The sequence below is a fragment of the Okeania sp. genome (genome assembly GCF_035285525.1).
In the GTDB taxonomy this organism is placed as follows: domain Bacteria; phylum Cyanobacteriota; class Cyanobacteriia; order Cyanobacteriales; family Microcoleaceae; genus Trichodesmium.
On sequence record NZ_JAYKGW010000219.1, the window covers coordinates 1 to 11,988 of the forward strand.

The window sequence follows — 11,988 nt, forward strand, 5'->3', positions numbered from 1 at the left end:
TTCTGAAATATTTCCAGAAATTTTTTAGGTGTAATGTCTGAATTAATTCCAGCTTCTGTTAACTTCCAAATTCCTCAAAAAGAGGAATCAATATATCCAGCTTTAACTAAATAAAATGTTGCCCATGGAACTTGATTATCAAATCTAGATGATGTTTTACTGGGTAATTGTTCATCAAGAATATTGTCAGATATTTGTAAATTTATAGCAATTAAATCTCTAACTTCTTGTCATAATAACTTTTCGCATAGATTTACTTAAAGTAAAAGTATTGTACCAAATAACAAATAACCTTTTTGATAATTTTTAGCTAGGAGGGTGTTAATTATTATTTTTACTTCTCTCCTATTGCCCAGTTAAAGATAATATTTTCAAAGTTTTTTATAAATACTATTATATAGCGATCGCTTCTAAGAGTAATAAACCTAAATCTTTATATAAACCTCGATTTTGTTGAGGGCAACGATGTTGAGTTAAGCATCGAGGGCAACCAGATTCACAATCACAATTTTTGGCTAATTCTGTTGCTTTTTCTGTAAACTTCAACAGTTGATTAAAAATTGCTTCACTTGCTCCATTGCCACCATCACAAGTATCGAAAAAATAACCTACTGTTTCTGCACCTTGTCGCTGTATAAAACATTCGACATCTTGACTGGAACTTAAGACTACTAAGGGAATAGCAGATATGATTTGATGCCCCATACTATGTAATGCGATAAAATCTGGATGACAAGTCAATAAATCTTTGAAATCATCTGGAATTATTCCTTTATATTTCTCTTTAATTTTCTCCTTAATTTGTTTAATATTTTCTTGTATAGTTTGACTAAAAGCATAATTTATTTCTACCTTAACAACTGGAGCTTGATATTGAGTTTGATAGGGAGGATCGAAGTTATTTTCATCGACAACTGTAATAATTTCTGCTCCTTTTTCATGTTTAGTTGCTAACAACTGATAACCTGTTACGGAGGAGGTAATTTCTCCCCAGAATAAAGTTAATCTAAGTCTGGCATGAGAAATATTTGTTTTAATAATTTGAGGTGTTGCTAACTGTTGAATTTCTTTAATTATTAACTCATTTTTTGGCTTAGTTTCTAAATTAAAATTTTTGCCCAGAGGTTTTAAAATTGCTTGTTTTTTATCTAAATCAAGATTCTGAGAACGATAAGTTATTAAATCACTATCATAATTCTGAGCAAAATAAATTGCCCCTGGAAATACTTCTTGATGCGCCAGACTCATTTGCATTTTTTCAAAACTTTTTCCAGTATAAATATTGATTAATTCCACATTGTTTTGAGGATGACCTCGTAGATTAATATTCCGGTGAGGATAACCATAACCCCAGAGTTGATTAGAATTATTAATAAATATTTTTTCCTGCTTTAATAAACTATCGACAATTGATCCAGCTACTTCTCCAAAACGTTTTATTACTTCACTCAAAGGTACACCACTTTCGACACAACTACATTCTAAATGTTTACCTAAGATTGTCGGATAATTAGGATTAAAAACAGCACTTTCTGCTTCACCATTTAATAATAAATCTGGTTGATTTCCATAGAAATTATCTAAAGGATTTTGAGCTACTGGCAAAAACATAACTAACCCTGAATTTCTCCTTCCCACTCTACCAATCCTTTGTTTCCAAGACATTAAACTACCTGGATAACCACGAACTAAACAACAGTCAAGTTCCGGCAAATCAATTCCTGCCTCTAATGCCGAAGTAGAAAGAATAACTTTTACCATTCCAGTCTGCAATGTTTGGATAATATTCTGTCGTCTATCAAACTCCAAAGAACCATAAAAAATTGCTACCTTATCTGCCAAATAACTCTCTCCATTTTTATCAGCTATTCGTTTAATTATCCCTAACAACTTTTTAACCGCACCCCTAGAATTACAAAATACTATCCCAGTCAAATCATGGCGTAACCAAGATAAAACTATTTGACAAGCATCAGGATTAGCAGTATCACTTGGTTCCAGAAATAAAATTGTTTTCCCAGAATTATCAGCACCACTTTTTGAGATTAGATGAAGTCTCTCTGATTCGTGGCGATCGCTAAATCCCATTGCCATTTCTGCGGGATTTCCAATAGTAGCTGAACTAAAGATAAATTGTAATTTTTTTGAATTACCACCTACTCTATCTACTGCCATTTTTAACCGTCGCATTAAGTTAGAAAAATGTGCGCCAAAAGCACCTCTATAAGTATGAGATTCGTCTATCACTACATAGCGGAGTTGTTGAAAAAAATTCCGCCATCCTTCTCCATCTTTACTTCTAATTTTATATAGTTGATAGTGTAATAAATCTGGGCTAACTCCTAAAATATTGGGTGGGTGAGGAATAAATAATTTCTTCCTTTTTTCTGAGGCAATGTCGCCTGTAATTAATCCTATTTTGACAGAGCTTTTAGGAAAATAAGAAACCATTTTTTCTAGTTTTTGCATCTGGTCTAATGCTAATGCTTTGAGAGGAAAAATATATAATGCTGTGGTTTGAGGTTGTTGTAAACATGATTCTAAAATGGCAAGATTATAACAAAGAGTTTTGCCGGAAGCTGTGGGAGTAAAAATGCAAATATCTAATCCTTTTCTCAGAGCGGTTAATGATTCAATTTGGTGTTCGTAGAGTTCTGTAATCTTTTGTTTAATGAGAGAATTTTGCAGAATAATTGGTAAATCTTTTGGCAAAGGATAAAGTTTTCCTGGAGTTGGTGGTGTGTTATCTATAGCGATTAAATTATCTATAAATTCTTGGGCAATAGTTTGAAATACTGGTCGGGAAATAGATTCTATTTCTGCTAAGTTAATCTTTGATTTTTGTGGCGGTTGAAATTTTATTTGATTAAAATTTGCAATATTTCTCGGAAGAATTTTTTGTTCGTTAATTGCGATTTGCCAATCAGAAAAATGTACTGGTTTATGACTTTCCAGAAAGTCTATAATTAAACGTTTTCCTAATACCGCTGTAATTTCACCTATGCCATGTTCAGGAGAATAAATTTTGACACCAATTTTTAACCATTCTGGAGGAGATGGTAATTTATTTCCAGCTTGAATAATAGCAGCATAATCTGTGGGTTTATCAGTCATTTTAGTTATGGCGCTACGCGCTAGGGAATAGGGAACACTTAACTGGGAACAGTAGAATATCAGAGGGTTTTTCGTATAGGGAAATGTTCCGCAAGCAGGATGCAAAAATGTCTTAACCTTTGCTTAGACTGCTATAGAGCATATTCCAAGTATATGAAGTAGAAATATTTATAATCAGGAATTACGGCAAGGTACTAGATATAGAGTTAAAAAACTATTGCACAACAGTTTTGAACACTATATATATCGTATCTGTGTAAGTCTTATCAATAAATGTTTCCAGTACAGACATCTTGTCCGTGTCAGTGACCGAACCAATTAATTATTAATTATTAATTATTAATTATTAATTATTAATTATCCATTATTCATTAGTAAGAATTGCTACTAAAATTTTCATTAAATCTTCTAAATCATTAGGTACTTGATATAAATTTAGGTCTTGCTTAAGTTCCTTTTCTTGTCGTTTCAAAACAGCAAATTGCCAAATTTTTCCTATAGAAACAGCTCCATATAATAAATTTTGTTCTGATTCTATTCCTTTATCAAGAGCAATTAACTCAACTGCTAGTTGCTTAAAACCTCTTTCTAAATTTTCCTTCTTTGCCTCAATAACTAATAAATTATTTCCGGCTTCCAAAAAATAATCAAGAGAACCTTTAAGCTGAGGTTCAATTTCCAAAGCATAGGAAACCTTGAGTTTAGCCTGACAATAATCAACTAACTCTATCAATACTGGAGCAATTAAAAATTCTCGCCTTGCCATCTCACTATCCAAAGTAATAAAAGGAAGACTTTTGCGAAATCTTTGCTTGAGATTTTCTAATCCATCAAATTGCTTTTCAGACTTAGGCAAAACTAACTCTTCTATAATTAATTGATAACCAAAATAATTTACAATATCCTCTAGGTAATAATTGAATTTAAAATAATCTGAAAAATTACAACTATCAGGTAATTTAATCGGTATATTCATAAAAATTTTTCCTCATGCTGTCTATTTTTATTTGAAAATTTTATGCTCTAATAAATAAAGATGATGTCTTTAATATAATCTAGATATGTATCTATTTATTCTATGCAAAAAAAATTAGATAACTCAAACACATGATCCACAAAGGCGGATTTATTTAGGGCTTGCTGATTAAATATCAAAGTCTTTACATATAGCAATCCTAAATAGGTTGCAAAAGATATAATAGTAAGAATAACATATACAGTCAAAAGACAAAAAATGAACATTATAATTCACATTAAAAATGAAAAATAAAGATAGACTGATTATGGAGCCTTAGACTATCAAACCCAGGAATTTATTGTGCAAAAATAAAAGAAAAGGAAATACTGAAAATACCATTGAATTTATTAAATATTTGCACTACTCAAAGACCAGGTCATTTCAGTTATCAGTTATCATTAGAGAGTCAAACTCCGAAGGCTAATAGCTGAATCCTTACATATTGAAAAAAAGGTTAATCGTAAACTAAAAATGTTAACAACTATTGAAGAGCAAGAGTCAAAAGAATGAAACAACCCTATACTATAATAATTTTATGGTCTAAGGAAGATAGTTGTTATCTTGTTCACTTGCCAGAATTTCCCTCTCAAAAATTTCATACTTATGGAGATTATTATGAAGAGGCAGTAGAAAATGCTTGTGAAATGTTAGAGCTATTAGTTGAAGAATATCAGCAAGAAGGTAAAAGCCTTCTAAAACCTAAAAATGTACAAAAAACTCTTCAATTAATATAAAGATGGGAGAAATAATCTCAGAGAAAATAAATTTAATTAACTCTTAGATCGACTTACACCTGTCTGTTACTACTAAATTTATATAACTCAATTAGTTACTATAAGCAAGCATCACTTTTTCCTTTCTACTAACAAAGTGACAGTTTGAAAAATTTCTGAAATTTGGATAATAAAATATCCATTTATGGAAAAATAAAAGTATAAAGCCTTTGAGCCAATCATCTTTTTAATAAATGAAGATGTAATTATTAATTATTAATTGTTAATTATTAATTATTCAACATGAAATCTTACCAAAAAATTTCAATCCAAGAATGTCACGAACCCCTAGTTCCTATTCCCTTAGAATTGTTTGCTTTTGAATCACCTCATCCCTATCAAAAATTAGGTGCGCCCTATCATCTTTCTCAAACAAATTCACCTTATTTTTTACGTCAAAAAGTATTAGATAGTTTGATAATAGCTCAAACAAAACTCCAACAAAATTATCCTGGTTGGCACATCCAAATATTTGATGGTTATCGCCCTATTGCCATACAACAATTTATGATAGACTACAACTTTGCAGAAATGGTAAAAGCTCAAGATTTAACATTAGATAATTTAACTGAAGCAAAACGTCAAGAAATCTTAGAATTAGTCTATCAGTTTTGGGCAGTTCCCAGTTTAGACCCCACTACTCCACCACCTCATAGCACTGGTGCTGCTGTAGATGTAACTTTGGTTGATAATAATGGCAAAACTGTTGATATGGGTTCTCCTATTGATGAGTTATCCCCTCGCTCCTATCCTCATCATTTTCTAGAGCACCAGGATCAAGAAGCTCAAAAATATCATCAACATCGACAATTATTAGCAGAAGTAATGTTGTCTGGAGGATTTCAGCAGCATCCACAGGAATGGTGGCATTTCTCTCTGGGGGATCAAATGTGGGCTTGGTTAACTAATAATCAAGGTCAAGTTGTGGCAAGATATGGAAGAGTAGAATAGGAAAGTGTGGTTCGTGTGGTTCGTGTGGTCTGGGTGGTTCGTGTGGGAAGACAGAGAAAGTAGAAGAGATAATTGTTCCTTTGCTTATCAATATATTTATTCAGCAAGCCTTAACTGCTCCCTACTCCCTACTCCCTACTCCCTACTCCCTACTCCCTACCTTAGATATAATAAGCGATCGCTTTTTATAGATAAAGGCGATCGCTCTTTAATTTTTAGTTAAAAGATTAAAATAAACTATTCAATTGTTTTAGGCGTTTCTTCTAAAGCTTAAGTTAGTTATTGCCTAAGTCACTCCATAATGAAGCTGCATGAGGTAAAACATTTGATTCTACTTGAGCATCTACTTGTGATGAATAATTTAGATATACCCGTGTTGCACTGTAACTAATCATAAACACGGAAAAGGCCGCTAAAAAACTAGCCATACATCTGTCTACAGTAGATATATTTTCATAGTGCTGAAATTGCATAGATTTAAATCTCCTAAATTCTTTACATCTTTATTATCTCAAATATTTCTGTATCAGCAACTACTATTCACAAAAGTTAGATACTCTTAATAAAGGTTTATTTCTCAAAGGATTGACTAATTTGTAGAGGTAATAGAAGTTGGTCAGTTATGGATACTGGTAAGTCTGCACGATGGGAAATAATTCCATGACCAATTCCTGTTATTAGTCCTAAGATTACTGGAAATACTAAGGAGACCGAGTTAAAGGTATTCATAATTATTACAAATTAAGTTACAAAAGTAATGTCTCAATTTGTGTTGATTGTTTCTGTAACAAAATCTACATTTCAGTATACTTTTGTTAAGCTATAGCAGGGAACAGGGAACAGGGAACAGGGAACAGGGAATAGGGAACATCAGTTTCATCAAGCATCAAAAAATTAACTCAAAGTAATTCCGGGTGAAATAAAATAATTGTGTTTTACTATAATTTTTTCCCGAAATATTCTAATTTTAATTATCAATAATTATGTGGGCAAACTGTATAAATAACCTATCTCCTTTTCAAGGTGACTTGAACGTAAAAATACCAAAGTTGTTGAAGAGAGCTTTCAATGAAAAGGGGATATTTAATGAAGACGAAATGTTTATGCCTATTCGTATAGTTAATATTTTAGGTCGTTGCAGTACAGCTATGTATCCTGATTGTCCTAATACTCCTCAACATCATTTACATCGTGTTCAAAGAAGGGAAGGCGATCCAAATTATGATATAGGTAGATACTATTGGTTTGATTTTGATATTGTCGGAATAGATGGATTATTATTACCATTACGGACAGTTTTTAATGAAGGTGATGCTGATTGTAATGATGGTTTTTGGGGAGTTGTTTGGGAGCGTAATACTGAAAAAATTATTGCTAATATTATTAGTAGTGGTGATATGGAAACAACAGTAGAAGCTGTTTCAAAACAACACATAAATATGTATCAATCTCAGGAAATTTTAATTCCTACTATTTTTGATAGTGATGATGATAATGGTGGTTTATTAGATGATATAATACCTGCTAATAATTTAAAGCTAGAAAAAATTATACGTTTAGCGATTCAGTTTTTCTATGAATTAATACATGAATAATTAGAGTTTGCTTATGAAAGTCTGTTAGTGAAGAAAGAGAACAGGCAAAAGATAATAGCAAAGAAGAAAAAAAGAAGAGAAAAATATAAATAAAAAAAGCAGAAAAATGAATAATAATAGCTATTTTTAAGGATATCTGATTGAGACGGATATTTTTGTATAATTATTTTTTCAAATTGGTATTACAGGTAAAGGTAAGTGTCTTTTTAAGTTCTGATTTATCGGGAACCCTAAAAGTTCAATTTTTTAGATGTTTCAGGTTTCTCAAGTTAGTATTTTTTTTTGGTAAAGTGAGGCAGAAAAATTACTCTTACTATTATAAACTACCATCTTTTTTATAACTCCCATTTGTCTTGACTCTGTAGGGAAGTTGTATGCAACTTCCCTACTTCCTACTCGTTACCTCAACAAAAAGAGTATTTTTTGTTTTCTATTGCTTACTCAAATATTGAACTATATAATTAGCTATTTTCTCACTACCACCTGGTTTTCCCATTCTTTCTAAACCATTCTGAATACAAGCTTCTAAATATTCTTGATCTGCCAAAACTTCTTTAACTTTTTGAGCAGCTTCTTGTAGAATTAAACTATTAGCTGGTTGTTTACCAATAACCTGTACTGAAGAACCTAAAAGTCTAGTTTGAGCTTCCGCAAAACGATAAGTAAATGACGGACCATTACCAGGAATAGTAATTACAGGTTTTCCTAATCCTACCGCTTGTTCTATAGCAGTTCCTGCCATACCAATTACTAAATTTGAATACTGTAAAATATCTGCAAAAGCATCCTCATAACAAATTACTTCTATTGAAAATTCCTTAGTTGAAAATATTAATTTATTGCCTTGATATTCCCAACCTTCAGAAGTAGAAATAGCCTCTAACTCAGACATTAAAATTGGTACAATTGTAGCTCTAAACTGACAAACATTTTCTCCCATAACTTTGACAATTTCTCTAACAAGTTTCAACAATAAACATAAATTTTTTCCAGCTTCTGGTAATCGAGAACCAGGCAAAATAGCAATAGTAAATAATTTTGGTTTAAGTAGTAAATTTTTCCCTGTTGAAGTTAAATTATCCATCACTGGTGTGCCCACAAATTCTGCTTTTTTAATTCCTTGTTGGTTTAAATCTTTTGCCGTAAAAGTATCCCTAGCAAAAACTTTTAAACATCGAGAATTATTTAGTAACTTAGGCAATATTAAACCTAAATTAATTCGACCTTCATAATAACTCGAATCAGCCGAAAGAAATACTATATAAGGAACCTTTGTCGAATAGGCGATCGCTGCCACGACAATATCCCCAGTAGCCATAATTAAGTCGCAATTTTTAGTAAATTTCCAAACTGCTTGTAACTGTTGCCAAGTTAAACTAATTAACCCTTTTTTCAAATCTTGAAGTAAGAGTAAAGGATTAAGATATAAAAATCCTCCCGACGGCATATTTGCTGTAGGATTAATAATTGGTATATTTAAACTTTTATAACTATTACCAGAACCAACAATAGGCATAGCTGATATATTTATATCTGGAGAAATCTTGGTTAAAGCTTTAATAATTTGACAATTATGAGTATCTTCTCCATGACCATTGCTTAAAAAAAGAATATTTTTTGTTTTCATATTAATTAGGGAGTAGGGAGTAGAAAAAAAGCTATTTATTGGTAAGCATTCAGCAGTCAGCAAACAGCGGTCAGCTATTTATTTTACTTTGAGATAAAAGCTTTATGATACGGTTCCCGATAAATCAACAATTTTTCTGATACAGAAATTCAGCTTTCACTTTCTTTATTCGCTTAAATATCCTTCTGAAGATTAAGCTTTTTATTACTGAAGTACTGAGGTGCTAATAGCTGTTTGCGCAGCATTCTTCAGGAAATGCTGATATTTATTCTGATTCTATTTATTTACTTCATTTTTCTCTGTTATACCAATTTTCAAAGGGAGTAGAGTTGAATAATGAATAATTAAAAATTAGTAATTAATAATTAACAGTTACCTCTTTTTATAAGCTATTAATCATTAAGAAGTCAGCCGTCAGCTAGTCCTATTTGGAAGAACTTCAAGTTATTAAGTTACTATTAAATCCCTATAAATAATTACAGCGTATTCCACTTTTACCAAATAATTAATAATTAAATAATTAAATGATTTGCGCCTTGAAGCCTCCCCTTTCAAGGGGAAATAAATAAATTTTTTCCTTTTATTCAATCCTATCCATCTTTAGGGAGAGGTAATTATCAATTATCCATTATTGAAGAGTTACACTTACGGGGTTAAGATGCCCGCACTGGTAAAATTTAATTATCAATATCTATACTTCATCTACTTTAAATATGCTGTAAAATTGATGAATAATTTTATTCATAAACTCACCTTTAATTTGCTTAATTTTTTTAAACGCTGATAGCTAAATGCTTACTAAAGGAGAACATTAGTTCAAAGGATTTTTTTTGATAACAAAAACACTCTAGATATTCAACGAAATATAATATCATACTTATAGGGTGCATCTCATAGATAGAGCGCAAAAATACTTTTTTTCTATTCTCTGTTCCCTGTTCCCTCCATACCTATTGCTTAAAATTAATGGTAGATTTAACTAAAGTACAATCCATTTTTCCTAAATTATCTTCAGAAGAAGAATCTTATTGTGACTATCATTACGATGATCCAGAAGATTTGCCTGGTAATCTTGATTTACAACCCAATGCTTTACCACCCAAAATAACTTTAACAGACTATACAGAAAATATAGTTAGCAAAACAGAAATATCAAATCCAGAGGATTGTATTCCCTACCTCAAATCTGATTCAGTTTCTTGGATAAATATGCTTGGTCTAGGTAATAAAATTACTTGGCAACAAATGGCAAAAGTATTTAAAATACATCCTTTAACTGTTGGAGATATTGTTAATGTTCCCCAAAGACCTAAAGTGATCAATAATAAAAATCAAATCATAATTATTACCTGGATAGTGAGAATTATATCAGATTTAGAACCATTTGAAAAAGAACAAGTAAGTATTATTTTAGGAGAAAAATATTTAATCACAGTTCAAGAAACTTCCGAATATGATTGTCTAAAAACAGTACAACAAAGAATCAAAAATAATCAAGGTATTATCCGCAGAGAAAAAGCAGATTATTTAGCTTATTCTTTACTAGATACAATTATTGATGGTTTTTTCCCAGTTTTAGAAGAATATGGAGAACGAATAGAAAAATTAGAAGATGAAATAGTATTTAACCCTGCTCGCGAGAGTATGCAAAAAATTTATAAACTGCGACGAGAACTCTTAACACTACGTCGAGCTATTTGGTCATTAAGAGAAGCAATTAATATTTTGATTAGAGATGGTGCAGATTTAATTCAACCTGAGATATTAGTTTATTTTAGAGACTGTTATGAACATACAATTCAACTTAGAGACATAGTAGAAACTTATCGAGATTTAGCTTCAGATTTAATGGATATTTATCTATCTTCTGTCAGCAATAAAATGAATGAAGTAATGAAATTACTAACTGTAATTTCTTCAATTTTTATTCCATTAACTTTTATCGCTGGAGTTTATGGCATGAATTTTAACCCAGAAATATCTCCTTGGAATATGCCAGAATTAAATTGGCGTTATGGCTATCTCTTTTGCTTATTAATAATGTTTGTTACTGCTGTTTGTTTAATTTATTTCTTTTTGCAAAAAGGATGGTTTGAGAATCTTTCAATTATTATTAAAGAAAAAGAAAGGGAGTAGGGAATAGGGAGTAGTTAAGAATCAAGATAAATAGGGATTTATAGCGAAATACAGTTCAGTTAAAACAAAAAGTCTTATGATATGAAAGCATAATGTAAGCTTTTTAGGCTACAAAACTGCAAAAAAAAATCCTTAACTTAACCGTATTGAATTATAATTTTAAATAAAAAAAAGTCATCCAGTAGGGTGCGTTAGACGGCAAAAATTTAGACTATGAAAGATATTTCACAATCCGTCGTAACGCACCATTTTACATGTTTCAATCCTACTAAAAGGTGCGTTACTACGCCATGTAATTTTTGATAGTTCAAAGATAGTTGGTTATAAGCGCTTTTTCATGCCCTATCTTGTCTCAATACTAACTAAAAGGTGCGTTACTACGCCATGTAATTTTTGATAGTTCAAAGATAGTTGGTTATAAGCGCTTTTTCATGCCCTATCTTAAAATACTAACTTTTTCAGATAAACCCGCCCCTACCCCATGAACTATTTGAGGTGTGTTGCTCTACTAGGGGAAAAAGATTGTTGTTGGGTTTCGTCTATTTACTACCGTTTTAGAGGCAAATTTATCTAAATCTGAAAATAAACATGAAAATTATGACTAAAACCTACCCCTACTCATGGGAGGCAAATTTATCTAAATCTGAAAATAAACATGAAAATTATGACTAAAACCTGCCCCTACTCATGGCAGGCAAATTTATCTAAATCTGAAAATAAACATGAAAATTATGACTAAAACCTACCCCTACTCATGGGAGGCAAATTTATCTA

Annotated in this window: 9 protein-coding genes and 1 pseudogene; 4 read left to right on the forward strand and 6 right to left on the reverse strand. The window is 31.2% G+C overall.

The features are described 5' to 3' along the window. Positions 1–74: 74 nt before the first annotated feature. The 3 genes and pseudogenes from VKJ25_RS24755 to VKJ25_RS20780 form a co-directional block, all read right to left on the reverse strand. A pseudogene (locus VKJ25_RS24755) lies at positions 75–218 on the reverse strand (winged helix-turn-helix domain-containing protein); the annotation flags it as partial. 175 nt (positions 219–393) lie between these two features. Beyond that, entirely contained in the window at positions 394–3,114 is a 2,721-nt protein-coding gene (locus tag VKJ25_RS20775) for a DEAD/DEAH box helicase (RefSeq protein WP_324238553.1), read from the reverse strand. 364 nt (positions 3,115–3,478) lie between these two features. Continuing rightward, complete coding sequence (locus VKJ25_RS20780) at positions 3,479–4,090, reverse strand: hypothetical protein (protein ID WP_324238554.1); 612 nt, start codon at positions 4,088–4,090, stop codon at positions 3,479–3,481. Between the two features lie 548 nt (positions 4,091–4,638). Here VKJ25_RS20780 and VKJ25_RS20785 point away from each other — a divergent pair. Together VKJ25_RS20785 and VKJ25_RS20790 are read left to right on the forward strand one after the other, a co-directional pair. Further along, the gene (locus tag VKJ25_RS20785; protein ID WP_324238555.1) at positions 4,639–4,866 is read left to right on the forward strand and encodes a type II toxin-antitoxin system HicB family antitoxin; all 228 of its coding nucleotides are present in this window, start codon (positions 4,639–4,641) and stop codon (positions 4,864–4,866) included. Positions 4,867–5,148: 282 nt separating this feature from the next. After that, positions 5,149–5,856, forward strand: coding sequence for a M15 family metallopeptidase (locus VKJ25_RS20790; RefSeq protein WP_324238556.1), 708 nt, complete (start codon positions 5,149–5,151; stop codon positions 5,854–5,856). Between the two features lie 275 nt (positions 5,857–6,131). Here VKJ25_RS20790 and VKJ25_RS20795 read toward each other — a convergent pair whose 3' ends face one another. Both VKJ25_RS20795 and VKJ25_RS20800 read right to left on the reverse strand, forming a co-directional pair. Further along, on the reverse strand, positions 6,132–6,329 hold the full coding sequence (locus tag VKJ25_RS20795) for a hypothetical protein (RefSeq protein WP_324238557.1): 198 nt from the start codon (positions 6,327–6,329) through the stop codon (positions 6,132–6,134). A gap of 97 nt (positions 6,330–6,426) precedes the next feature. Next, the gene (locus VKJ25_RS20800) at positions 6,427–6,585 is read right to left on the reverse strand and encodes a hypothetical protein (protein ID WP_324238558.1); all 159 of its coding nucleotides are present in this window, start codon (positions 6,583–6,585) and stop codon (positions 6,427–6,429) included. Between the two features lie 254 nt (positions 6,586–6,839). Between VKJ25_RS20800 and VKJ25_RS20805 the strand changes: the two genes are divergently transcribed. Then, positions 6,840–7,451 (forward strand): hypothetical protein, encoded by a 612-nt coding sequence (locus VKJ25_RS20805; RefSeq protein WP_324238559.1) that lies wholly within the window; start codon positions 6,840–6,842, stop codon positions 7,449–7,451. A 430-nt stretch (positions 7,452–7,881) separates the two neighbouring features. Here the strand turns inward: VKJ25_RS20805 and VKJ25_RS20810 are convergent, their stop codons facing one another. Further along, entirely contained in the window at positions 7,882–9,078 is a 1,197-nt protein-coding gene (locus VKJ25_RS20810; protein ID WP_324238560.1) for a lipid-A-disaccharide synthase-related protein, read from the reverse strand. Between the two features lie 966 nt (positions 9,079–10,044). Between VKJ25_RS20810 and corA the strand changes: the two genes are divergently transcribed. Next, positions 10,045–11,214, forward strand: a complete 1,170-nt coding sequence (gene corA, locus VKJ25_RS20815; RefSeq protein ID WP_324238561.1) for a magnesium/cobalt transporter CorA — start codon at positions 10,045–10,047, stop codon at positions 11,212–11,214. The last annotated feature ends 774 nt before the right edge of the window (positions 11,215–11,988 follow it).

Coding starts and splice junctions, on each gene's coding strand:
- VKJ25_RS20775 (WP_324238553.1), bottom strand. CDS start 3,114: ATGACTGATAAACCCACAGATTATGCTGCTATTATTCAAGCTGGAAAT.
- VKJ25_RS20780 (WP_324238554.1), bottom strand. CDS start 4,090: ATGAATATACCGATTAAATTACCTGATAGTTGTAATTTTTCAGATTAT.
- VKJ25_RS20785 (WP_324238555.1), top strand. CDS start 4,639: ATGAAACAACCCTATACTATAATAATTTTATGGTCTAAGGAAGATAGT.
- VKJ25_RS20790 (WP_324238556.1), top strand. CDS start 5,149: ATGAAATCTTACCAAAAAATTTCAATCCAAGAATGTCACGAACCCCTA.
- VKJ25_RS20795 (WP_324238557.1), bottom strand. CDS start 6,329: ATGCAATTTCAGCACTATGAAAATATATCTACTGTAGACAGATGTATG.
- VKJ25_RS20800 (WP_324238558.1), bottom strand. CDS start 6,585: ATGAATACCTTTAACTCGGTCTCCTTAGTATTTCCAGTAATCTTAGGA.
- VKJ25_RS20805 (WP_324238559.1), top strand. CDS start 6,840: ATGTGGGCAAACTGTATAAATAACCTATCTCCTTTTCAAGGTGACTTG.
- VKJ25_RS20810 (WP_324238560.1), bottom strand. CDS start 9,078: ATGAAAACAAAAAATATTCTTTTTTTAAGCAATGGTCATGGAGAAGAT.
- corA (WP_324238561.1), top strand. CDS start 10,045: ATGGTAGATTTAACTAAAGTACAATCCATTTTTCCTAAATTATCTTCA.